The following is a 25,008-nucleotide window of genomic DNA, read 5'->3' on the forward strand; positions in this document are numbered from 1 at the left end:
ATATGCTATGAGAAAGTTATTTTTGTTATTTTTACCTTTGTTCGCTGCATCATGCGGACAGGTGAAGCAGCAGGCGCCTGCACCAGAGCCCGTTAATGTCATGAGTTTCAATATTCGCTATGACAATCCGGAAGATAGCTTGGACAACTGGCAATACCGTAAAGACCGCGCGGCAAATGCCATCCGTTTTTATGATGTGGATATATTGGGTACGCAAGAAGTACTTCATAATCAGTTGGAAGACCTTAAACAACGATTGCCGGAATACGGAGTCATCGGTGTAGGTCGTGAAGATGGAAAGGAAAAGGGTGAATATAGTGCACTCTGGTATAAGAAAGATCGTTTCAACTTGCTGGATTCTGGCTATTTCTGGTTGAGCGAGACTCCTGAAGTTGCCGGTTCCAAGGGCTGGGATGGAGCTTGTGAGCGTATCGCTTCATGGGCAAAACTGCAAGATAAAGTAAGTGGCAAGGAGTTCTTCGCATTGAATACCCACTTGGATCATGTAGGTGTTGCTGCACGTCGTGAAGGTATAAGCCTTATGCTGGATAAAGTAAATGAGTTGAGTGGTAACTTACCCGTAGTAGTAACGGGCGACTTTAATGCTAGTCCGGAATCGGATGTCATCAAACACGTGACTGACCCTTCCAATCCGGAACACTTGACAGATGCACGCCAGGCATCGGCAATTGTTTATGGTCCGGCATGGAGTTTCCATGATTTCGGAAAGATTCCTTACGATAAACGTCCGCTGATTGATTACGTTTTTGTACGTAATGGACTGAAAGTTTTGAGGTATGGTGTATTGGCTGAAACAGAGAATAATGCTTTCCTCTCCGACCATGCCCCTATTTTAGTAACGGTTGAATAATAAAACAATAATTATGACTAAGATATTAAGAATATGTATCGTTATGCTCTTGGCAGTCTTGCTACTGCCGGTAGAGTTATCGGCACAAAGCCGCCGTGATAAAGAACAGACCTATGTTTTGGACCAACCTTATGAGGTGACAAAGATTACCCCTCCCCAGGGCAAGAAGATAAAGAATGTCATCTTGATGATTGGTGATGGCATGAGTCTTATGCACGTATATTCTGCCTGGACAGCCAATCGAGGCAAGTTGTTTTTGGATAACTGCCAGGTAGTGGGTTTGTCTAAAACCTATTGTGCCAACAAGCTGATTACAGACTCGGGAGCGGGTGGAACAGCCATAGCTACGGGGCAGAAGACAAACTATCATTCTGTGGGTGTAGATACCGAAGGACGTCCTTTGAAATCATTGGTAGACCTGGCTGCTGCTAAAGGTAAATCGACCGGTATAGCGGTGACTTGCCGTCTGTGGGATGCCACTCCTGCTGATTTTTGTTGCCATAACAAGGATAGGGATGCGGAAGCTGAAATCGTAGCAGATTACGTTAATTGCAGTGCCGATTATGTATTCGGTGGAGGTGCCAAGCTTTTCGAAAACCGTGAAGATGGACGTGACTTGTTTAAGGAACTACGCGATAAAGGATTTCAGACTCCTCGCAGTTGGGATGAATTGGCTGGCATAAAGAGTGGTAAGGTATTTGCCGTACCTTATCCCGTCGATACTCCTCTTCCTGCTGAACGTGGCGACCTTTTGGCACGTGCTTCATTGAAAGGTATCGAATTGCTGGACCAAAATAAAAACGGTTTCTTTATGATGATAGAAGGTTCGCAGCTGGATGACTACGGACACTTCAATGACATTGATTTGCTGATGCAGGAAACACATGACTTTGACCGTACTATCGGTGCCATTTATGAATGGGCTGCCAAGGATGGAGAAACATTGGTAGTAGTTACTGCAGACCATGAGACTGGTGGACTTACGTTGGTTGATGGAGATTTGGCAGAAGGCAGAATCGTATGTAAGTTCTCTACCGGTGGTCATAGCGGTGTAATGGTACCAGTGTATGCTTTTGGTCCCGGTGCAGAGGAGTTTACAGGGATTTTTGAAAATACTGCTATCTTTGACAAGATAAAAAAACTGCTCAATTTGTAATTTAAAAAATAACTATTTCCTATGTTGAAACACATTTTATTGGTAAGCTTGCTTTCTTTTTCCACTCTCCCTTTGCTGAAAGCTCAGAGCTGTGGCAATGATGAAAAGTATCATTTGCCTTATAAAAATACATATGTAAAGGAACCGCTGGTCACTGAAAATGAGTATCGTGTGGCAAAACCTGAGACGATTGTGCCGAAAAGCTTCGAAGAAGCTCGGCAGATTCTTCCCAATCCCATTTGGGGTGGACATGACAAGGAACTTGAAATGTATTGGAAGGCATGGGAAATAGCTATCGGCAATATTCGTGCTCCTCAAGCAGGCTCGGGTTTTGTCTCAAGCTATTTGGATACAGCTTATAATGGTAATATCTTTATGTGGGATTCCTCTTTCATTCTGATGTTTGCCCGCTATGGTACCCGTTTCTTTCCTTTCCAGAATACGCTGAACAACTTTTACGCCAAGCAGCATCCCGACGGTTTCATTTGCCGTGAAATAAAGGCGGATGGTGCCGATTGCTTTGAACGCTATGATCCGGTGAGTACCGGACCGAATTTGATGCCTTGGTGTGAGATGGTCTATTTCCATCAGTTTGGTGATACGGAACGCCTGCACAAGATATTTCCGGTACTTTGTGCTTATTATAAGTGGTTGAAATTGAACCATACTTGGAGAAATGGAACCTACTGGTCAAGCGGATGGGGGACCGGCATGGATAATATGCCCCGTGTTCCGTCGGAATACAGCCCTATCTACAGTCACGGGCATATGATTTGGTTAGATACAAACCTACAGCAATTATTTACTGCCAATTTACTACTTGAGATGGGCTTTTATCTGGAACGTTGGCAAGAGATAGAAGAGTTTGAAGACGAAGCCAAAATGCTGGGAAAATATATCCATGACAATCTTTGGGATGAAAAGACCGGTTTCCTTTATGACCAGTATGCTGACGGTACGCTCTGTACAACTAAGGGAATAGGTGCCTATTGGGCTCTGTTTACTGATGTATTGGATTCTGTACAGTTGGACCGTATGGTGAAGGAATTGGATAATCCTGCCACATTCAACCGGAAACACCGTATTCCTTCTTTGTCTGCCGATAATCCCAAGTACAAGGAGAATGGCCGTTATTGGCAGGGTGGCGTATGGCCGGGAACTAATTACATGGTGATGCAGGGCCTTGTGCAGAAAGGTTATGGTAAACTGGCACGGGAGATTTGTTTGAATCATTATGCCCAGGTGTTTGAGGTCTATAAGAAGACTGGAACTTTTTGGGAATATTATGCTCCGGAAAGTGCTGAGCCGGGATTTATGGCAAGGGATAATTTTGTGGGTTGGGCAGGACTTCCTCCTATTGCTGAATTGATAGAATTTATTATCGGTATTCGGGGAGATTATGCCAAAAAGCAGATTATCTGGGATATGAATTTGACGGAGATTAACGGCATAGAACGCTATCCTTTTGGTCCCGAAGGGCTTATCTCCTTAAAAGCTGAAGCACGCCGTTCTGCAAGTGATGAACCCCGTATCACAGTAGATTCTAATATTGATTTTGAACTGTGTGTACTCTATGGTGGAAAAGAGAAAAAGATAAATGTGACATCCGGTAAGCATACCTATTAAAGAAGAAATCAATCATGAAAAACAATATGTCAAGACGCCAATTTCTGAAGACTGGCGGGCTTGCCTTGGCTGCAATGACCTTTCAGCCCGCTTCCGTATTATCTTCATCCGGGACTTTCAACCAGAGATATGTTTCGTTGCGTCCTTCTGCAAGCAAAAGGAGCTTCATTTCGAAGGCAGTAGATGCTGCTATTGAAGAAGCAAAGCCTAAAATAAAGGACGAGAAGTTGCGTTGGATGTTCGAGAACTGTTTTCCCAATACGCTTGACACTACTGTCAGATATAGAGTGAAGAATGGCAGACCAGATACTTTCGTCATTACAGGTGATATAGATGCCATGTGGCTGCGCGACTCTTCAGCGCAAGTATGGCCCTATCTGCCGTTGATGAAGAAAGATAAGGACTTGCAGTTGATGGTGGCAGGACTTGTCAACAGACAGACTGAATGTATCTTAATAGACCCGTATGCCAATGCCTTCAACGACGGGCCGTTGGGCAGCTATTGGGAAACCGACCATACACAACATATGGCTAAGGAACTGCATGAACGCAAATGGGAGATAGATTCTTTGTGCTATCCCATTCGTCTGGCTTATCATTATTGGCAATACACGGAAGACACGTCTGTGTTCGATGAAAATTGGCATAAAGCTATGCTGCTGGTGGTCAAGACCTTTAAAGAGCAACAGAGGAAACAAGGCTTAGGACCTTATAGCTTTACGCGCGATTGCGACCGCCCTACAGATTCGCAGATTAACAACGGATGGGGAGCACCGGTAAAGCCGGTCGGCTTAATCGTTTCTTCTTTCCGTCCGTCAGATGATGCTACACAATACGGTTTTCTGATTCCTGCTAATATGTTTGCGGTTGTGTCATTGCGCCAATTGGCTGAGATAGAGGATAAAGTTTATGGAAACAAGGACTTCTCCGGAGAATGTATAACATTGGCAGATGAAGTGGATGCAGCTATCCGTAGGTATGGTACTTTCAATCATCCGGTTTGTGGGCGTATTTATGCTTTTGAGGTCGACGGTTTTGGTAACGCGCTTTGTATGGACGATGCCAATGTACCCAGTTTGCTGGCTGCGCCTTATCTGGGTTATTGTTCTTTTAAAGATGCGATTTATCAGAATACCCGTAAAATGATATGGAGCGGCAATAATCCTTATTTCTTTAAAGGAAAAGCCGGTGAAGGGGTAGGAGGCCCTCATGTGGGATTGAATTATATCTGGCCGATGAGCATCATTATGAAGGCTTTTACAACGGATGATTCCGAAGAAATACGTGCTTGTCTGAAGCAACTTCGTGATACGGATGGAGGGACGGGCTTTATGCATGAGTCTTTCCATTCGGAGGATGCCGCGGACTTTACTCGTTCCTGGTTTGCCTGGACAAATACTTTGTTCGGTGAACTGATACTGAATACAATCAAGGAATATCCCAACTTATTATCCCAAATACTATGAAGATAAGATATTGGTTACTGGCTATGTCATTCATTTTTCTCTCTTGTGGGAGAGTGGCTGATGATGTAGAGGCAAACTATGGTATTATACCCATGCCGAATGAACTTGCTCCAATGCAGGGAGTGTATGTCTTGCAAGGGAAAAAAACAGTGGCTGTCCCTTCCGGGGAAGCCGCGATGAAAGTTTTTCATTATTTGGAGGATGCGTTGAAAAACACTTCTGTAACGCTGAAGGATATTTCGGAAACGGGAAAGGCCGATATTTGCTTATCTATAGATAATTCCTTGCCCAATGAGGCCTATACATTGGAGGTTTCTTCCGATAGGATAAATATATCTTCCAATGAAACTGCCGCCGGATTTTTTTATGGTGTCCAGTCTTTGCTGCAGCTCATGCCGGCAGCCATTTATGATGGTGACCGGAAATACGAAGGAAAGATTAGGATTCCTGCTGTCAGCATTACGGATGCTCCCCGTTTCCCTCATCGTGGGGCTATGATGGATGTAGGGCGTAATTTTCTGCCAAAAGAGGAAGTGCTGAAGTTTCTTGATTTGATGGCATTCTATAAATTGAATAAATTCCATTTTCATCTGACAGATGACCAAGGATGGAGAATAGAAATAAAGAAATACCCGAAACTGACTGAAATAGGTTCTTATCGTAAACAGACTCAGATAGGACACTCTGATTATTATTTTCCACGGCGTTACGATGGAAAAGAAAAGAGAGGCTATTATACGCAGGAAGAAATAAAGGAAATTGTGAAGTATGCATCCGACCGTTTCATTACGGTCATTCCCGAAATTGAAATGCCGGGACATGCATCCGCAGCACTGGCTTCCTATCCGGAACTTTCTTGCGGACTGGGAAAGACTTATGTGGTGCGTGATTATTTTGATGTTTTTGATGAGGTCTATTGTCCCAAAGAGCATACATTTGAATTCTTACAAAATGTGCTGACCGAAGTTATGGAACTCTTCCCCAGCCATTATATCCACATTGGTGGAGATGAGTGTCCCAAGAAAGCATGGAAGAAGTGTGCCCATTGCCAGCATTTGATGAAGTGGGAAGGTCTGCCCAACGAAGAAGCTCTGCAAAGTTGGTTTATCCATCGGATTGAGCAATTTGTGAACAGTAAAGGGCGTGACATCATCGGGTGGGATGAGATTCTGGAAGGAGGGCTTGCCCCTAATGCTACCGTCATGTCATGGCGTGGCGAGAAAGGAGGTATCGAAGCGGCTCGCCAACGGCATAAAGTCATTATGACACCCGGCAAAAAGTGTTATTTGGATTACTACCAGGAAAGTCCGGAATTTGCCCCGTTGGCTATCGGCGGTTTTCTTCCGTTGGATACGGTGTACAATTATAACCCGCTTCCTGCTGAACTGACTCCGGAAGAACAAGCTTATATAATAGGTGTACAAGCCAATATCTGGGGAGAGTACATACAGACTCCCGAATATTTTGAATATATGGCTTTCCCTCGTTTGCTGGCTATGTCAGAGGTGCAATGGACACAGCCGGAACATAAGGACTTCGAGTCGTTTGCCCGTAGGCTGGATAAGGAGTTTGAACGATTGGATTATTGCGGAGTGAATGCTTGCCGTAACTTCTATGAAGTCAATCAGGCTGGTGCGTGGAACAAGTCGCAGCAGACTTATGAGGTGACTTTGAACACCTTCTGTCCGGATGCCGATATTTACTATGCGGTAAATGATTCAACGGTCAACACTTCATCTTCCCTTTATGAGACTCCGATACCGTTGGACGAGGATGCAACTATTTATTCGGCAGTTTACAGAAGCGGTAAGCCGCTAGGGAAAGTGACCCGCAAGAGTTTTGCTGTAAACAAGGCAACCGGATGTGACTATACTTGTAATCCTAAAGCAGGATGGGAACACTTGAATAAAGGCTTCGGGCTGACTGATGGACGACGTGGCTATGCCCGCGACATGCGTCGCTGGATTAGCTTCTACCAGGATACTGTACAGATTGTAGTGGAACTGAAGAAACCTCAAAAAGTCAAGGAAGTGGCCTTTTCTTCTTTATGGCGGCCGGTAAATGAGATATGGCCGGCAAGAGCGATGGGTGTCTCTGTTTCAATGGATGGTCAGACTTTTATTCCGGTGGGCACTAAACGGCTGACTTATGATTTTAGCTTGACGGAAGGCACCCGTTTTCCGGCATCTCTTTCATTTGCCGAAACGGAAGCTACATTTGTCCGCTTGGAATTATTGAGTGGTGGCTTGTGCCCGAAAGGATATTTTCATGAAGGGTTGCAGAGTGAGTTGGCAATAGATGAAATAGAAATATATTAATCTCAAGAAATTATGAAGAAAATAGTTGTTCTTTTAGTTGTACTGTTGGGCTGTATGCCGGTAACGGCTTTTGCGCAGAAGCAATTCTTTTTTAAGGATGGCAGGTTTGTAGTAGCACAGTTTACAGATTTGCACTGGATGCCGGGTTCTGCAAAGTGTGCCGAAACGGCAGCTACTATCCGTGCTGTCCTGGCAGCCGAACATCCGGACATTGCTATACTGAGTGGGGATGTGGTGACCGATGACCCTGCTATGGATGGATGGAAAAGTGTAGTGGATATTTTCAATGAAGCCAAGATGCCTTTTGTGGTGATGATGGGAAACCATGATGCAGAATACTTGACGCGCAATGAAATCTATGATTTCCTCTTGAAGTCTCCCTACTATGTGGGGGCAAAAGGCCCTGAAGATATTATGGGATGTGGTAATTGTGTGATTTCTATTTATAGTCCGGAGAAGAAGGACCAGGTAGAGGCATTGCTCTATTGCATGGATTCCAACGACTATCAGCCTAATAAAATCTATGGTGCTTACGACTGGATTCATTTCGACCAAATAGAATGGTACAGAAAGCAAAGTAAACACTTTGCAGAGAAGAACGGTGGTAATCCCGTTCCTGCTTTGGCCTTTTTCCATATTCCGCTGATTGAATACAACGAAATCAGAGGTGACGGGAAAACTTATGGCAATGACAAAGAAGGTGGAGTTGCCTCTGCTAATATCAATTCTGGTATGTTTGCTTCCTTCCTTGACATGAGGGATGTAATGGGAGTATTTGTAGGACATGACCATGATAACGATTTTATAGGAATAGATAAAGGTATTGCATTGGGATACGGACGGGTGACCGGTGCGGATGCGTATGGAGAGTTGACGAGAGGAGCCCGTATCATTGAACTGTACGAAGACCAATTCAAATTTGACACATGGATTTCCACTCCTTCGGGAAGGGAGGCTGCCTACTATTACCCTTCAGGTCTGAATTCGGATGAGGAGCAGAGTATGGCTTATTTGCCGGCTACGGGAACTTCTCCCAAGAAGCAGGGCGTGGCATATACCTATTATGAAGGCAAATGTAAACGTGTTGCCGATATTGCCGCCTGCAATAAAGTGAAGGAAGGGGTGATGAAGAACTTCTCGATTGAAGAAGTAGCCGTCCCTGATCATTTTGCTTATGATTTCCGTACGTTGGTGAAAATTCCAGAAAGGGGAGTATACCGTTTCTATACTTTTTCCGATGATGGTTCTAAACTATACATAGACGGTAAATTGATTGTTGATAACGACGGTGGACACAGCGGACGCCGTGCCGAAGGGAAAGTCGCTCTCGAAGCAGGGTACCACGAGTTGCATCTGCTGTATTTCGAAGATTACATGGGCCAGGAATTGGAAGTCGGGTATTCGGGACGGAATGTTCTGGAAACCGTGTTACCTGATACCATGTTGTTTGTACCGGATTAAATCAGCGCTGGTAACTCTTTGTCTGGTACTCTTTCCGATATTCATTGGGAGAGACTTTCTTCAAAGCTTTGAATTGGCGGGACAAGTTCTTCAGATTGTTTATTCCGACTTGTTCCGCCACATCTGCAATCGGAGCATCACTGGCCAACAGCAATTGGGCAAAGCGTTCCATCCTAAGGTTGAAGATGTATTTGTGGATGGATTGCTGGGTGACTTGCTTGAAGCGAATCTCCAATAAACGGCGTGATAATGGTACTTGTTTCACTATATCCGATACAGTGATATCAGCTGCTATATTCTGATGGATATATTTCAGAGCGGTTTGGATATGGGCATCGGTGGTAGAATAGAAGTCGGTCGAAAGCCGGTTGATTATATTAACTGGTTGGAGCACTACGTCCTGATAAGTGGCCTCCTCATCATTCAATAGATGTTCTATGAGGGCAGCTGCCTCAAATCCGCCTCTTACAATGTTTTGGCTGATACTGGATAGGGGAGGGTCTGAAAGATTGCATATAATCTCATCATTGTCGACTCCTAATATTGCTATCTTGTCGGGCACTCTGATGTTGTTGACTTTACAGATTTCCGTAATGCGGTTACCTTGATTGTCATCGCAAGCCATGAGTGCCGTAGGTTGTGGCAATGACTTTAACCAGTTGAGCAGGGGCGGTGCTTCATAAAACCATAAGTCATCAAGGGATTGGTCCTGATAAGAATAGAAATTGTTTCCAAACCCTTGGGCTGCTATACATTCATAGAAACCCTCGCAACGTTCTTGTGACCATACCGTATCGCGATAACCATAGAATGCGAAGTTCTGAAAGCCTTTACTCAGAAAAAACTCTGCTGCCATTCTGCCGGTCTTGCGGTAATCGCCGGTGATGTTTGGAATATTGCTGAACCTTGATTTATAATCCTGGGCCAATGCGATAATTCCGTTTTCACGGAATAGCTCCACGTTGTCATCATTGTCAAATCTGCCGATGATTGCATCTGCATGCCATGTCTTTGCCCATTTCAAGACTCCTTCTATACCATGACTGTTTTTGTAGGAGGGTGGCATACGGCATACTACCCATGGCTCATGGCTTTTGGAATAGGCCAATACCCCCTTTAGCAGATTGTACGAAAAGGACTCTGTAAAATCGGTCAATAATATCAATCGAATCATAGCAGTTGACTAAATGTAACTGATTGTTACTTATACAAATGTTAGCTTAATTGACAAATATAGGATTTTATTTCTTTTTCTTCAAATCTTTTCCCTCATATTTGCAGATTGCTTCAATCCATTTTTCTTCCAGTGGCTTGGACTCGTGTTTGGCGAGGTCGAAGGCTACCATGACGGAGGTACATACGCATTTTACTTCTTGGGTTTCCGTATCAATGACCCGTTGGGCGAGGTGGAAGCTTTTGGTTCCTATCTCAGTGACGGCAGTTTGCACGGCGATATGGTCCGAACCATAAATCTGTGCGAGGAAGTTTGCTTCAATATGGACGACAACGATACCATCCTTTTCCCAATCTACATCCGGGCATACGGAAGCGAAATATTCCGTTTTTCCTAAATCATAAAAAGAGAAGTAAACAGTGTTGTTTACATGGCCGAATTTGTCGACGTCATTGAAGCGTAGTTGTATGGGCAGGGTGTGGTTAAATTGAATTTCTTCCATTGTTTTCTCTTAAACTTTGTTTATAATCGCTGCAAAAATACTATTTTTGCGTGTTAATCCGTGAACTTATATATCAAGAAATGATAGAAGACATCAAAAAAGCCTGCCAGGTAATGAGCGAGGGCGGGGTAATTCTGTATCCGACAGATACGATTTGGGGTATAGGTTGTGACGCTACCAATGAAGAAGCGGTGCGCCGTGTATATGAAATCAAGCAACGCTCTGACAGTAAGGCGATGCTGGTATTGGTAGATTCTCCGGTAAAGGTGGATTTCTATGTGCAGGATGTTCCGGAGGTTGCCTGGGATTTGATAGAACTGGCTGACAAGCCCCTTACCATAATTTATTCCGGAGCGCGTAATCTGGCTCCTAACTTGCTTGCCGAAGATGGTAGTGTAGGTATCCGTGTCACCAGTGAGGCATTTTCAAAACGGCTTTGTCAGCAGTTCCGCAAGGCGATAGTCTCTACTTCTGCCAATGTCAGCGGGCAACCGTCTCCCGGTAACTTCAGTGAAATAAGTGAAGACATCAAGTCTGCGGTGGATTATATAGTAGGATACCGCCAGGAGGAAACGGGACGCCCGAAACCGTCCAGTATCATCAAGTTGGGCAAGGGCGGAGTCATTAAGATTATTCGCGAATAAAAGGAAAAATGGCAGAGGACAAGAGGAGTTTGTTGCAGCGCTTCATCATATGGCGCGAAAAGAATATCAAGGAAAAGCGGTTCATACTGATTCTCAGTTTTCTTGTAGGTATCTTTACGGCATTCGCCGCACTGATACTGAAAGTCATCATACACTGGATACAGAACTTCCTGACGGATAATTTCAATGCGACGGAAGCCAACTACCTTTATCTGGTCTATCCGGTAGTGGGTATCTTCCTGACCGGATTGTTTGTCCGCTACGTGGTGAAGGACGACATCAGTCATGGTGTTACCAAAATCCTATACGCCATCTCGCGGCGGCAGGGACGCATCAAACGGCATAACACTTGGTCGTCCATCATAGCCAGTTCCATTACCATCGGTTTCGGTGGTTCGGTCGGGGCGGAGGCGCCTATTGTGCTGACGGGTTCGGCTATCGGTTCCAATCTGGGAACCATCTTCAAGATGGAGCATCGTACGCTGATGCTATTGGTGGGATGTGGTGCTGCCGGTGCGGTTGCAGGCATTTTCAAGGCGCCGATTGCCGGTCTGGTATTTACGCTGGAGGTACTGATGATAGATTTGACAATGTCCTCCTTGTTGCCGTTGCTGATATCTGCGGTGACGGCTGCAACTGTTTCCTATATCGTGACGGGTACGGATGCCATGTTCAAATTCCATCTGGACCAAGCTTTCGAATTGGAGCGTATTCCGTATGTCATTATGCTGGGTATCTTCTGTGGATTGGTTTCCCTTTATTTTACCCGGGCCATGAACTCTGTGGAAGGCGTGTTCGGAAGGTTGAGAACTCCATATAAGAAGCTGATAATGGGTGGTGCCATGCTGAGTATCTTGATATTCCTTTTTCCTCCGTTGTATGGCGAAGGTTACGATACGATAGAGTTGTTGCTGAATGGGATGAGCAATGCCGAATGGGACACGGTGATGAATAATTCCTTCTTCTACGGGCACGGCAACCTGTTGCTGATATACCTCATACTGATTATTCTGTTTAAGGTCTTTGCTTCGAGTGCCACGAATGGCGGTGGCGGTTGCGGCGGTATCTTCGCACCTTCGTTGTATCTGGGTTGTATTGCCGGTTTTGTCTTTTCACATTTCAGCAATGAAATAGAGATGACGGCTTATCTGCCCGAGAAGAACTTTGCCTTGATGGGAATGGCGGGGGTCATGAGTGGGGTCATGCACGCTCCGCTGACCGGCGTGTTCCTCATAGCCGAGCTTACGGGAGGATACGACCTGTTTCTGCCACTGATGATTGTTTCCGTCAGTTCCTATCTTACCATCATCATGTTCGAGCCTCATAGTATCTATTCCATGCGTTTGGCCAAGAAAGGAGAACTGTTGACGCACCATAAGGACAAGGCTATCCTTACCCTGATGAAAATGGAGAATGTGGTGGAAAAGGATTTTGTGACCGTGCATCCCGAAATGGATTTGGGTGAACTGGTAAAGGCTATTTCCGCCTCGCATCGCAATGTTTTTCCCGTGACGGATAAGGAAGGGGTGTTGATTGGCATTGTCTTGTTGGACGATATCCGGAACATTATGTTCCGCCAGGAGTTATATCATCGCTTCACGGTGGGAAAACTGATGACTTCGGCTCCGGCACGTCTGTATGATACGGACAGTATGGAGCAGGTGATGCGCACCTTTGATGATACGAAGGCGTGGAATCTGCCGGTGGTGGATGCGGAAAACAAATACTTGGGCTTCGTGTCCAAGTCGAAGATATTCAACTCGTACCGTGAAGTATTGGTACATTTTTCAGAAGACTGAGGACTTTTTGGTATTTACTATTTTACTATTTACAAGTTACTATTTGCCGTTCGGGGTGATGGGGCATTGTAAATCGCAAAGAAGATGCTTCGTACATTGTAAATGGTAAATTGTAAATGGGCAAATGAGTTGCCTCGCAAATGGTACATTGTAAATGGTAAATTGTAAATGAAATGGTGGAAAAGAAGAATTTGAGGATTGTATATATGGGTACTCCCGACTTTGCGGTGGAGGCTCTTCGTTGTCTGGTAGAAGGAGGTTACAATGTGGTGGGTGTCATTACGATGCCCGACAAGCCTGCCGGACGGGGACATAAGCTCCAATTCTCTCCGGTGAAACAGTATGCACTGGAACATAATCTTCCGCTTCTTCAGCCGGAGAAGCTGAAGGATGAGGCTTTTGTGGAGGCGTTGCGTGCATGGAAGGCCGATTTGCAGATAGTCGTTGCCTTCCGCATGTTGCCGGAGGTGGTATGGAACATGCCGCGATTGGGCACCTTCAACCTGCATGCTTCCCTGCTTCCGCAGTATCGCGGCGCAGCCCCCATCAACTGGGCGGTGATTAATGGTGATACGGAAACGGGCATCACCACTTTCTTCCTGAAACATGAGATTGACACCGGTGAGGTTATCCAGCAGGTACGGGTACCCATTGCCGATACGGACAACGTGGGTATCGTCCACGACAAACTGATGCTGTTGGGCGGTCGCCTGGTGGTAGAAACCGTAGATGCCATTCTTGCCGGTACAGTGAAAAGTATTCCTCAAGAAGAAATGGCCGTCGTGGGTGAACTGCGTCCGGCACCGAAAATCTTCAAAGATACTTGTCGTATTGACTGGAACCGCCCGGTGAAGCGTATTTACGATTTTGTACGCGGCCTTTCTCCCTATCCTGCCGCTTGGACGGAGCTGGTCCAACCCGGTGGAGAATCTGTTGTGGTAAAAATCTTCGAGACGGAGAAAATAGGGGAATCCCATCAACTGGTTCCCGGAACCTTGCAGACAGACGGGAAGACCTATATCCGCGTTGCTGCCGAAGATGGCTTTGTCGGCATCTGCTCCCTCCAGCTTCCGGGCAAGAAGAAACTGAAAACGGATGAACTGTTGCGCGGCTTCCGGTTGACGGAAGGATACGTGATGAAATAACTGATTGTCATTCAATGACTTCCTACTGCAAAACTACTGCACTCGTTTTGCAGCGTCACTGCAAACCGCTTTGCAGTGTTGCTGCAACTAATATGCAGTGTGACTGCAACTGCTTTGCAGTGCTACTGCAACACGTTTGCAGTGACGCTGCAAAAGGTATGCAGTAAGTTTGCAGTGAGAGTTTTGATTTCCAATGTTAGGCTGAATTAAATCTTTTCTCTATATTTGTACATAACAAAGTTCGTAAACTTTAGAACATAACATTATGAAACCAATCATATCCCCTTCTATTCTCTCTGCCGATTTTGGTTATCTGGCACGAGACATTGAAATGATTAACGAAAGTGAGGCTGAGTGGGTACATATCGACATCATGGACGGTGTGTTTGTCCCCAATATTTCTTTCGGATTCCCGGTACTGAAGTATGTGGCAAAACTGTCGCAGAAACCTTTGGATGTGCATCTGATGATTGTACAGCCGGAGAAGTTTATTCCGGAGGTGAAGGCTCTGGGGGCACATGTCATGAATGTGCATTACGAGGCTTGTCCGCATCTGCACCGTGTGGTGCAGCAAATCCGCGAAGCAGGGATGCAGCCGGCGGTAACAATTAATCCGGCAACTCCCGTATCCTTGTTGAAGGATATTATTAATGATGTATACATGGTGCTGATAATGAGCGTAAATCCTGGCTTCGGCGGACAAAAGTTCATAGAGCATTCTCTTGATAAAGTGCGCGAGTTGCGTGAATTGATTACGGTTACCGGTTCGCAGGCCTTGATAGAAGTGGACGGTGGCGTAAACTTGGATACCGGTGCGCGTCTGGTAGAAGCTGGAGCAGATGTACTGGTGGCAGGCAATGCCGTTTTCTCGGCTCCCGATCCGAAGGAAGCTATCCGTGCATTAAGGAATCTGTAATCCGTCTTCTGGATTGATAATCGACAGCTGGCAACGGCATCCTTTCCTTCGACTGTTGATGCCGTTGGTAGTTGGTATTTTGTGTGGAGATGTGTTTCCACACGTGCTTTCTGCATGGGAGTATGTGGCAGGTTTTCTGCTTTTTCTTTTTATTATAGGTAGATACAAGCATACCGGATGGGTGTATGGAGCGGCGGTATACCTTTTCTTGGGTGGTACGGGGTTCTGCTTGATGAGTTGGCAGCAGGGAAAGACGGCATTTCCCTTTTCGGGCAAAACTGCTGTTTATAGGGTTTGTATCCGTGAGCATCCAGAAGAGAGGGAGCGCAGCATATTGTGCAGGGTTGCCCTGCTGGGAGAGGTAGAGAAGGATACAGTTACGGGTTGCCCCCGGAATCATCTTTTTCTGGCTTATTTTCCGAAAGATTCTGCTACGGCCACTTTGCGCCGTGGTGATGAGTTGCTGGTATCTGCCCGGCTTGTTCCTCCGGCAAACAATGGTAATCCCGACGAGTTTGACTATGCCCGCTACCTGAGGCGGAAAGGCTATAGCGGCACGGCTTACGTGGCTGACGGACATTGGCGGAAGACGGGGCATGATGCCTCTCGCACTGTCAGCCAGGTGGCACTGGATTATAGGGAGAAAGTGGTTGGCTTATACCGGAGTTTGGGTTTTGAAACTGATGAATTGGCGGTACTTGCTGCGTTGACAGTGGGGGATAAAGAGGAACTGAGTGATGATATTGTGGAGACCTACTCCGTTTCGGGAGCCAGCCATGTACTGGCACTTTCGGGATTGCATATAGGGTTTCTGTATGCTTTGCTCTTGTTTGTGCTTCGTCCTTTGTGGAGGCGATGGCGGCGGTTGAAACCTTTGTTGCTTTTGCTTCTGGTCCTTTTCTTGGTGAGTTTTGCTTTTTTCACGGGATTGTCTTCCTCGGTGGTGCGGTCGGTCATCATGTTCTCTTTGTTGGCGTTTGCCGGTTTGCAGCCGGAAAAGCCGCTGACTCTGAATACGCTGGCGGCAACTGCTTTCCTGATGCTGCTGTGCAAGCCGGTCTGGTTGTTTGATGTCGGTTTTCAGTTGTCATTCTCGGCGGTTGCAGCTATTGTACTTGTACAGCCTAAGTTATATGCCCTTTGGAAGGTTGACAATCGTTTCCTGCGATATTTGTGGGGACTTATGACAGTGTCCATGGCGGCTCAGCTGGGTACGGCCCCTTTGGTCATTTTCTATTTCTCCCGTTTTTCCACTCATTTTCTGTTGACTAATCTTTGGGTAATTCCCATGGTGTCACTCGTTCTGTATTCTGCTGTCTTTCTGTTGATGCTTACGCCGCTGCCTTTTGTACAACATCTGTTTGCAAGGGTAGTAGAGGCATTGGTACATGTCCAGAATGAAGTGCTCCGCTGGATAGAGCATCTTCCCGGCGCTGCTGTCGATGATATTTGGCTGGATATATGGGGTGTTCTGCTCGTCTATCTGTTCTTGGGGATGACATATTATGGCTTTCTACGCCTTACGGTACGTAGAGTCTGCTTTGCGTTGCTGGCATTGTTGGCACTGGTTTCCTGGCATTCCCTTTCCATCATGTCCAATGCTCCCCGGCAGGGGATTGCTTTTTATAGCGTGAGAGGTTGTCCCGTTGTCCATTGTATGGCAGACAACCGTCATTCTTGGTTGGCATGTACCGATAGCTTGCCGGATATGCCGCGTCTGTGCCGTGTCCTTTCTCCGCATTGGAACCGCCTGCGTCTGGAGACTCCCCGACTGGTTGCCGGAGATTATACCACTTCCGGCTTATCCATGCGCAACCAGATTGTCTCTTACGCCGGTAAGCGCATCTGTCTTCTTTCCGACAACCGTTGGAGAAACAAGAGCTCTTCCCGTCCCCTTTCAGTTGATTATCTGTATGTCTCCAAGGGGTATCAAGGTGGGATAGAGGAACTTACTTCGCTCTTTTCCATGGGCATGGTGGTGCTTGACGCTTCTCTTTCAGACTATTATCAGAATAAGATTGCCAATGATTGCGTTCGCTTAGGTATTCCCTATCTTCTTCTTTCTCAAAAAGGTTCTTACCGCATATTGTTATAAATCACAAACTTTTCGTACTTTTGCCCCTTCAATTTGTTATAAACGCCAAATAGTAAATAGTCAATCGTCAAATAGTAAATAAAAATATGTTGACCAAAGTAATAGAACAATCCAAGATAGACCATTTCACCAAATGGTTTGACCGTGCAGACAAGATAGTAATCGTTTCACATGTGGGTCCCGACGGGGACGCCATCGGCTCTTCTCTGGGCTTGTGGCACTTCTTCAGCTCGCAGGGAAAGACGGCGAATGTTATTGTGCCGAACGCCTTTCCCGACTTCTTGAAATGGATGCCCGGGAGCAAGGACGTCCTTCTGTACGACCGCTACAAGGAGTTTGCCGACAAGCTGATTGCCGAGGCGGATGTCATTTGTTGTCTGGACTTTAATGCTATCCATCGTATAGATGCCATGGGTGACGCTGTTCTTGCATCCCCGGCAAGAAAAATACTGATAGACCATCATCTCCATCCGGAGGATTTCTGCAAGATTATCATTTCCCATCCGGAGATATCTTCCACTTCGGAACTGGTTTTCCGCCTGATTTGCCGTATGGGCTATTTCAGTGACATTTCAAGGGAAGGAGCAGAGTGCATCTATACGGGTATGATGACGGATACCGGCGGGTTTACTTACAATTCCAATAACCGGGAAATCTATTTCATCATCAGCGAACTGTTGTCGAAAGGTATTGACAAGGACGAGATTTACCGCAAGGTGTTCAATACTTATTCAGAAAGCCGTTTGCGCCTAATGGGATATGTCTTGTCACAAATGAAGGTCTATCCGGACTATCATGCAGCCTTAATTTCTCTGACTAAAGCCGAACAAAGCCAGTTCGACTATGTGCGTGGAGATAGTGAGGGGTTTGTGAACATTCCTTTAAGCATCAAAGGGGTGATTTTCTCTTGCTTCCTGCGTGAAGATACGGAGAAGCCGATGATAAAGATTTCTTTACGTTCGGTCGGTACATTCCCCTGCAATCAGCTGGCTGCCGAGTTCTTTGGCGGCGGCGGTCATTTGAATGCTTCCGGCGGTGAATTTTATGGAACGATGGATGAGGCCCGCAAGGTCTTTGAGCAGGCTTTGGAGAAATACAAACCGCTGCTGAATGCCAAAGGATAAAAAAAGTTCAGTTGTAAAGGTTAAAAGTTACGAACTTTCTATCCGCAGCTTTCAACTTTCAAGGAAATCAGATACTTTTGTACGAAATTACTAAATAACAGAAATGAAGAAACTTACTTTATTCTTTTTTGCCTTACTTGCAGTTTGTTTAGCCTTCCAGGCATGCGATAATTCTAAAACTTATGCCGAAATGCTTGAGGAAGAAAAAGATGCCATCAAAGCATTTATCAAAGACAGTAGCATTGTCGTTATTTCTCAAAGTGAATTCTATGCGCAAGATTCGACAACGGATGTAAGCAGGAATGAGTATGTGCAGCTGGCAAGCGGGGTGTATATGCAGATTGTGGATAAAGGTTCGACGAATCCTGCAGATACAGTTAAACCGAATGATTTGATTTTGGTGCGCTTTGAAGAACAAGGGTTGATAGCTGTTGGAGGGGTGAAATCGTATATAACCAATATGAATAGTCCGACTGTTGTGGATGAGTTTAGATATTCTGTTACTTCTTCGTCTATTGCCGGACTTTTCACTCAAGGCTATATGCTTATATATCATGGTTCGTCTGTACCTGCTGGCTGGCTGGTTGCGTTGAATTATATTCGTAACGGAGCACATGTGAAGCTGATTGTTCCTTCCAAGATGGGACAGTCGGATGCTATGCGGGACGTTCATCCTTATTATTACGATTTACATAAACTCCAAATTTGGAACTAACCGATAAATTTTAAATCATTAACCTATGACTCTAATCAAATCTATTTCTGGAATCCGCGGAACAATTGGCGGTGGTGCTGGCGAGGGATTGAATCCGCTCGACATTGTGAAGTTCACTTCAGCTTATGCTACCCTGATTCGTAAGACGTGTACTGTAAAAAGTAACAAAATCGTGGTAGGGCGTGATGCCCGCATCTCTGGCGAGATGGTCAAGAACGTAGTAGTCGGTACCTTGATGGGTATGGGCTGGGATGTAGTGGACATTGATTTGGCTTCTACTCCGACTACCGAGCTGGCTGTAACCATGGAAGGTGCCAGTGGAGGTATTATCCTGACTGCCTCGCATAATCCCAAGCAGTGGAATGCGTTGAAACTGCTGAATGAAAAGGGCGAATTTCTGAACGCTGCCGAAGGTAAGGAAGTACTCCGCATTGCAGCTGCCGAAGAGTTCGACTATGCCGAAGTGGACCAACTTGGCTCGTACCGTCAGGATTTAAGCTACAACCAGAAACACATCGACAGCGTATTGGCACTTGACCTCGTAGATGTGGAAGCTATCCGAAAGGCAAACTTCCGTGTAGCCATCGATTGTGTAAACTCTGTAGGTGGTATTATTCTGCCGCAACTACTTGAACAACTTGGCGTTCAGCACGTAGAGAAGCTCTATTGCGAACCGACCGGTAACTTCCAGCATAATCCCGAGCCTCTGGAAAAGAACTTGGGTGACATCATGAATCTGATGAAAGGGGGGAAGGCAGATGTTGCATTTGTTGTAGACCCTGATGTAGACCGCCTGGCAATGATTTGCGAAGACGGCAAGATGTACGGTGAAGAATATACACTGGTTACTGTTGCCGACTACGTATTGAAACATACTCCGGGCAATACGGTATCCAATTTGAGTTCGACCCGTGCCTTGCGCGATGTAACTCGCAAGTATGGGCAAGAATATTACGCTTCTGCCGTAGGTGAAGTGAATGTAACTACCAAAATGAAGGAAGTAGGTGCCATTATCGGTGGCGAAGGAAACGGTGGGGTAATCTATCCGGCCAGCCACTATGGACGTGATGCCTTGGTAGGTATTGCCTTGTTCTTGAGCCATCTGGCACACGAAGGTAAGAAGGTGAGCGAACTCCGTGCATCCTATCCTGCATACTTCATGGCAAAGAATCGTGTAGACTTGACTCCTGAAACAGATGTAGATGCTATTCTTGCCAAGGTGAAGGAGCTGTATAAGAATGAAGAAATCAATGATATAGACGGTGTGAAGATTGACTTCCCCGACAAATGGGTTCATCTGCGTAAGAGCAATACGGAACCGATTATCCGTGTCTATAGTGAGGCTACCACACCGGAGGCTGCCGAGGAAATCGGCCAGCAGATTATGAAGGTGATTGAAGACCTGGCTAAATAAGGCCGAACGAAATGTTATAATGAATGTCCCACTTTCCCGTGAAAGAGAAGTGGGACTTTTTTTAAACCTTCCCATGAACTCCTCCATCAAACTACTACTATGAATGGTATTTTAGATTCTATAGGCTCAGCAATAACCACTGTCAGTGACTTTGTCTGCGGGTATCCCTTATTTATCCTTCTGATAGGGGGAGGACTTTTCTTGTTCTTTTATTCCGGAGCTGTGTCCCTCTGCCGCATCGGATATTCGATAAAGGCCTTGCGCTATAAATCGGAAGTGGCGGGCGAAGGACAAATCAGTTCTTTCCAGGCCTTGATGAGCGCCATAGCGTCAACAGTGGGTATGGGGAATATTGCGGGGGTGGCTATCGCTATTACAGTAGGAGGTCCCGGAGCCATTTTCTGGATGTGGGTAAGTGCTGTTGTGGGTATGTCCACCAAATTCTTTGAAGGGGCTCTTGCCATTATGTACAAAGGACACGATTCTGCCGGAGAACCGCAAGGGGGGACGATGTATATCATTCTTCATGGGTTGGGCGAACGCTGGAAACCGTTTGCTTATTTCTTTGCGGTGGTGGGGTTGATAGGTACGTTGTGTGTAATGCAAGCCAATCAGTTGGTCGAGTCTGTCACTACGGTATTTACTACTCCGGCAGGAATAGAGAATACACTCGGCCTGCGTTTTGTGATGGGTATTGTCATCAGCCTGGTGGTAGGGGCGGTCATTATCGGTGGCATCCGGCGCATTTCGGTTATCTCGGCTAAAATAGTGCCGGTGATGGTTACTTGCTATATGCTGCTTGTCTTCGTTGTTCTTTGTTTGAATTTTGATAAGTTGCCGGGAGTGTTGGCTTCCATTTTCCAGTCTGCCTTCAGCTTGGAAGCCGGTATCGGTGGAATTTTGGGAACTGCACTGACTGGTGCCCGCCGTGCTGCCTACGTCAATGAAGCAGGCGTAGGTACGGCCTCTATGATGCATGGCGCCTCCCGTAATGACAATCCCATTCGTGAGGGGCTGGTAGCCATGATTGGACCGGCCATCGACTCGGGGCTTGTTTGTACATTGACGGCCTTCCCTATTCTTATAGCTGGAAACTATGCGTCGGAAGGAGGCATAAAAGGCCTTTATATTGCTTTGAATTCTTTTGAGCAGCTCCTTCCCGGCTATGGGCATTATCTGCTGATGGTGATGGTCTTTTTCTTTGCCTTTTCTACCATGTTCTCTTATTCGTATTATGGACTGAAGTGCACCAACTTCTTGTTTGGTGCGGAGAATGCCAAGTATTATAACTACTTCTATTTGGTGATGATTGTTGTGGCTGCCATGATTCCGTTGGGAGCAGTGGTTGCCATCATGGATTTGGCTTTTGCCTTGATGGCATTGCCTACGATGACGTCACTGCTGTTACTTGCTCCACGGGTCAGGAGAAAGATGAAGGAATATTTTGCGAACTGATAGACAGCAGCTTCCACTACAAGTTGATGACCTTTCCTATCTCTCCTTCAAAATTCGGGGTGAATACACCTTTGCCGATATTTGCCTTGATTTCATCGGGGCTCCAAAAACGTCCTCCGTCCAGCTCGTCACTGGGATGTATTTCACCGTCGTAGACAGTTTTGTGTACGAAGACCAGTTCCTTTTCGCGGGCAGACTCGAAGACGTAATGCATGACGGTTTCGGGAATAAAGTCGGTAATGCCGAGCTCTTCGCGTACTTCGCGTTTTAGCGCCATCTCTACACTTTCACCTAAATCGACGTGTCCGCCTACGGAGGTGTCCCACTTCCCCGGTTGTATGTCTTTCCATTCGGGACGTTTCTGTAGATACAACTCACCTTTGGAATTGAATACATGAAGATGGATTACCGGATGAAGCAGTTTGCTACCGTTATGGCATTCGCCACGGGTGGCGGCACCTGTGATGTTGCCTTGTTCGTCGACAAGGGGGAACATCTCTTGATTGTTATCGTGGTTCATTGTGCTTAGGGTATTAATAATGATGAATCTCCATAGCTCAGGAAGCGGAAATCATGTGCCAGTGCATAGTTGTAAATCTTCGGCCAATCACCGTGTACGAAAGCTGATACGAGCAGCAGCAAGGTACTTTGCGGTTGGTGGAAATTAGTCACCATAGCCTTCACGATTTTGTATTCATATCCCGGAGCGATAATGATTTGAGTGCTGGTATGCAGAGCCTCCATGCTATGTCTGTCCAGATAGGCAACAATGGCTTGCAGGGCTTCTACTGCAGAGGTGGCGGTGGCCTTGGCAGACATTTCATAAGGTTGCCATTGGTGGACGTGCAAGTCTTCCTCTGTGGCTTCTGGATTATTCAGTAAAGTGACTCCGATGTGATAAAGGCTTTCCAATGTGCGCACTGAAGTTGTTCCTACGGCCACTGCCTTGCCGCCGTGTACTATGAGTTTTTCCAATGTGTTGCGCGAGACAGAGATGTATTCCGTATGCATTTCGTGCCCTTCTATTTCTTCACTTTTCACCGGTTTGAAGGTTCCGGCTCCCACATGGAGTGTCAGCTCTTCCAATTCTACTCCTTTATTGCGCAATGCGTCCAATACGCGTGGGGTGAAATGCAGTCCCGCTGTAGGGGCAGCCACCGAACCTTTGATTTTGGAGTAGACAGTCTGGTAAGTCTCCTTGTCACTTTCCTGGGTCTCCCGGTTCAAGTAGGGGGGGATGGGCAATTCACCGAAGACCTCGAGAATGTCGGCAAAAGTCACTTCCGGATTATTCCAGCGGAAGTTTATCCAATGGCTGGTTCCGTGGCATTCACCCCGTTCGGCGGTCAGGGTGAGTGACTTGCCTTTCACGGTCATCTCACGTCTCAGCATGCCTTCCTTCCATTTTTTCAGGTTGCCGACCATGCAGAGCCAGGCGGCATGCTCGGTTTGCTGGAAGTTGAGGGCGTAGTCGTTCGGCTGTATGGGTTCCAGGCAGAATACTTCAATCAGTGCTCCCGTTTCTTTCCGGAAATGCAGGCGTGCTTGGATGACTTTGGTATTGTTGAATATCATCAGGCTTCCCGATGGCAGATACTCCGGCAGTGAAGTGAATCTGTCTTCTGAAACTTCTCCGTGGCGATACAATAACAGTTTGGACTGGTCACGTACGGACAATGGGAACTTTGCAATGCGTTCGTCCGGCAACGGGTAGTTGAATTCGCTGATTCTGATATGTCTGGGGTCTTCTTTCATGATGGCTTTCTCTTTATTATATCGGCTGCAAAGGTACGGATATTTGGGAAGATTTGAAGAATAAGGGAAATAATTCCTAACTTTGCAGGAAGAAAGTAGGAAAAGACAAACTAAAAGATAAGTTACTATGAAGATAGGAGATAAAGTTCGTTTCCTCAGCGAAGTTGGGGGCGGTGTTGTGACAGGATTTCAAGGGAAAAACATCGTGTTGGTGGAAGATGCCGACGGTTTTGACATACCGATGCCCATAAACGAATGTGTGGTGATAGAGACCGATGATTATAATATCCCCACTCCGGCAGCCAAAGCGGCTGCCAAGAAGAAGCGGGAAGAAGAGCAACAATTGCGCACGGCCGCTACTGCGGCAAGGCCGTCTGCTATGGAGTCTCAGGTTTCGGAGCCTCAATCGGTCCGTTTGGAGAAACCGCAGATATCTGTTTATCGTCAGCCCGAGATGAAAGGCGGAGATATCCTGAATGTTTTTCTGGCTTTTGTTCCGGAGGATATCAAGGCTGTCAGCACTACACCTTTCGAGACATATTTGGTGAACGATAGTAATTATTATATGTATTATACCTATTCGAGTGCCGAAGGAAAGTCCTGGACAGCCCGTTCGCATGGTTTGATAGAGCCGAATACGAAACTTCTGCTGGAGGAGTTCGAAAAGTCCGAGTTGAACGACCGTGAACGTGTGATGGTACAGCTGGTGGCATTCAAAGATAACCGTGCGTTCACAATGAAACCGGCTGTCAGTGTGGAAGTCCGCATAGATATGGTAAAGTTCTATAAACTGCATACATTCCAGCAGACGGTTTTCTTTGAAACACCGGCCTTGGTGTATGATATTGTCCGGAATGACCAGCCTGCCAAGCAGGTGTATGTTTCGGCAGAGGAACTGAAGGAGGCTTTGATACAGAAAAAAACGGCAGATACTCCGTCCAAACCGCAGACGGTCATCAAGCGTGGTGGCAAGAATGGGATTGTCGAGATTGACCTGCATATCGGCGAGTTGCTGGATGACACCTGCGGTATGAGCAACAGCGAAATATTGAATTACCAGCTGGATAAGTTTCGTGAAGTGATGGAACAATACAAGAAAAAACGCGAACAACGCATCGTCTTTATTCACGGCAAGGGAGATGGAGTGCTGCGTAAAGCCTTGCTGGACGAGCTGAAACGTAAATATCCTGACTGCCGCCATCAGGATGCTTCGTTCCAGGAGTACGGATTTGGGGCGACGATGGTGACGATTAAATAAAATCAAGTATTTGAATAGTGAATAGGGCAGTTCAAACATTGGAATGCCCTATTCATTATTTAGGGACTGTCGTTAAATTCCGTCATTATGAGTCAATCGGCAGACTGTCCCGGT

Annotated in this window: 20 protein-coding genes; 16 read left to right on the forward strand and 4 right to left on the reverse strand. The window is 46.1% G+C overall.

Annotated elements, in window-relative coordinates:
- The first annotated feature begins 7 nt into the window (after nt 1–7).
- Genes DWY55_RS17400 through DWY55_RS17425 form a run of 6 tightly spaced genes read left to right on the forward strand, consistent with a single transcriptional unit; the run spans nt 8 to nt 8,898 of the window.
- The gene (locus DWY55_RS17400; RefSeq protein ID WP_005830032.1) at nt 8–871 is read left to right on the forward strand and encodes an endonuclease/exonuclease/phosphatase family protein; all 864 of its coding nucleotides are present in this window, start codon (nt 8–10) and stop codon (nt 869–871) included.
- Between the two features lie 13 nt (nt 872–884).
- Nucleotides 885–2,027, forward strand: coding sequence for an alkaline phosphatase (locus DWY55_RS17405; RefSeq protein WP_008664179.1), 1,143 nt, complete (start codon nt 885–887; stop codon nt 2,025–2,027).
- Nucleotides 2,028–2,048: 21 nt separating this feature from the next.
- On the forward strand, nt 2,049–3,653 hold the full coding sequence (locus DWY55_RS17410) for an MGH1-like glycoside hydrolase domain-containing protein (RefSeq protein ID WP_005830037.1): 1,605 nt from the start codon (nt 2,049–2,051) through the stop codon (nt 3,651–3,653).
- 14 nt (nt 3,654–3,667) lie between these two features.
- On the forward strand, nt 3,668–5,119 hold the full coding sequence (locus DWY55_RS17415) for a glycoside hydrolase family 125 protein (RefSeq protein ID WP_120178187.1): 1,452 nt from the start codon (nt 3,668–3,670) through the stop codon (nt 5,117–5,119).
- On the forward strand, nt 5,116–7,437 hold the full coding sequence (locus tag DWY55_RS17420) for a glycoside hydrolase family 20 protein (RefSeq protein WP_016273081.1): 2,322 nt from the start codon (nt 5,116–5,118) through the stop codon (nt 7,435–7,437). The genes DWY55_RS17415 and DWY55_RS17420 overlap by 4 nt, the downstream gene beginning before the upstream one ends.
- Nucleotides 7,438–7,449: 12 nt before the next feature.
- Complete coding sequence (locus DWY55_RS17425) at nt 7,450–8,898, forward strand: PA14 domain-containing protein (protein ID WP_005830044.1); 1,449 nt, start codon at nt 7,450–7,452, stop codon at nt 8,896–8,898.
- A gap of 1 nt (nt 8,899) precedes the next feature.
- Here DWY55_RS17425 and DWY55_RS17430 read toward each other — a convergent pair whose 3' ends face one another.
- Both DWY55_RS17430 and DWY55_RS17435 read right to left on the reverse strand, forming a co-directional pair.
- Nucleotides 8,900–10,072 (reverse strand): xylose operon transcription regulator XylR, encoded by a 1,173-nt coding sequence (locus tag DWY55_RS17430; protein WP_005830046.1) that lies wholly within the window; start codon nt 10,070–10,072, stop codon nt 8,900–8,902.
- Between the two features lie 67 nt (nt 10,073–10,139).
- Complete coding sequence (locus DWY55_RS17435) at nt 10,140–10,574, reverse strand: acyl-CoA thioesterase (protein ID WP_005830048.1); 435 nt, start codon at nt 10,572–10,574, stop codon at nt 10,140–10,142.
- Nucleotides 10,575–10,654: 80 nt separating this feature from the next.
- Between DWY55_RS17435 and DWY55_RS17440 the strand changes: the two genes are divergently transcribed.
- The 9 genes from DWY55_RS17440 to DWY55_RS17480 all read left to right on the forward strand — a co-directional run bounded on the left by DWY55_RS17440 (nt 10,655) and on the right by DWY55_RS17480 (nt 21,881).
- Nucleotides 10,655–11,218: an L-threonylcarbamoyladenylate synthase gene (locus DWY55_RS17440; RefSeq protein ID WP_005830050.1), complete on the forward strand. Its 564-nt coding sequence runs from the start codon at nt 10,655–10,657 to the stop codon at nt 11,216–11,218.
- An 8-nt stretch (nt 11,219–11,226) separates the two neighbouring features.
- The gene (locus tag DWY55_RS17445; RefSeq protein ID WP_016273078.1) at nt 11,227–13,017 is read left to right on the forward strand and encodes a chloride channel protein; all 1,791 of its coding nucleotides are present in this window, start codon (nt 11,227–11,229) and stop codon (nt 13,015–13,017) included.
- Between the two features lie 173 nt (nt 13,018–13,190).
- Nucleotides 13,191–14,162, forward strand: coding sequence for a methionyl-tRNA formyltransferase (fmt, locus tag DWY55_RS17450; protein ID WP_005833316.1), 972 nt, complete (start codon nt 13,191–13,193; stop codon nt 14,160–14,162).
- Nucleotides 14,163–14,427: 265 nt separating this feature from the next.
- Entirely contained in the window at nt 14,428–15,078 is a 651-nt protein-coding gene (gene rpe, locus DWY55_RS17455; RefSeq protein WP_044467757.1) for a ribulose-phosphate 3-epimerase, read from the forward strand.
- Between the two features lie 58 nt (nt 15,079–15,136).
- Complete coding sequence (locus DWY55_RS17460) at nt 15,137–17,173, forward strand: ComEC/Rec2 family competence protein (RefSeq protein ID WP_120178189.1); 2,037 nt, start codon at nt 15,137–15,139, stop codon at nt 17,171–17,173.
- 86 nt (nt 17,174–17,259) lie between these two features.
- Complete coding sequence (locus DWY55_RS17465) at nt 17,260–18,297, forward strand: DHH family phosphoesterase (RefSeq protein WP_005830066.1); 1,038 nt, start codon at nt 17,260–17,262, stop codon at nt 18,295–18,297.
- 103 nt (nt 18,298–18,400) lie between these two features.
- Nucleotides 18,401–19,012, forward strand: coding sequence for a DUF4827 domain-containing protein (locus DWY55_RS17470; protein WP_005830068.1), 612 nt, complete (start codon nt 18,401–18,403; stop codon nt 19,010–19,012).
- 25 nt (nt 19,013–19,037) lie between these two features.
- On the forward strand, nt 19,038–20,426 hold the full coding sequence (gene glmM / locus DWY55_RS17475) for a phosphoglucosamine mutase (RefSeq protein ID WP_120178191.1): 1,389 nt from the start codon (nt 19,038–19,040) through the stop codon (nt 20,424–20,426).
- Between the two features lie 99 nt (nt 20,427–20,525).
- Complete coding sequence (locus DWY55_RS17480; protein WP_120178193.1) at nt 20,526–21,881, forward strand: alanine/glycine:cation symporter family protein; 1,356 nt, start codon at nt 20,526–20,528, stop codon at nt 21,879–21,881.
- A 16-nt stretch (nt 21,882–21,897) separates the two neighbouring features.
- On the opposite strand, the gene DWY55_RS17485 is transcribed toward DWY55_RS17480, so the two are convergent.
- Nucleotides 21,898–22,401, reverse strand: a complete 504-nt coding sequence (locus DWY55_RS17485; protein ID WP_005830075.1) for an NUDIX hydrolase — start codon at nt 22,399–22,401, stop codon at nt 21,898–21,900.
- Between the two features lie 5 nt (nt 22,402–22,406).
- Nucleotides 22,407–23,636 (reverse strand): S-adenosylmethionine:tRNA ribosyltransferase-isomerase, encoded by a 1,230-nt coding sequence (locus DWY55_RS17490; protein WP_005833306.1) that lies wholly within the window; start codon nt 23,634–23,636, stop codon nt 22,407–22,409.
- A gap of 127 nt (nt 23,637–23,763) precedes the next feature.
- Here DWY55_RS17490 and DWY55_RS17495 point away from each other — a divergent pair, with 127 nt between their 5' ends.
- The gene (locus tag DWY55_RS17495) at nt 23,764–24,894 is read left to right on the forward strand and encodes a DUF2027 domain-containing protein (protein ID WP_044467754.1); all 1,131 of its coding nucleotides are present in this window, start codon (nt 23,764–23,766) and stop codon (nt 24,892–24,894) included.
- Nucleotides 24,895–25,008: the final 114 nt, after the last annotated feature.

Origin of the sequence: Bacteroides sp. AF25-38AC, from assembly GCF_003602995.1 — a bacterium.
GTDB lineage: Bacteria > Bacteroidota > Bacteroidia > Bacteroidales > Bacteroidaceae > Bacteroides > Bacteroides uniformis.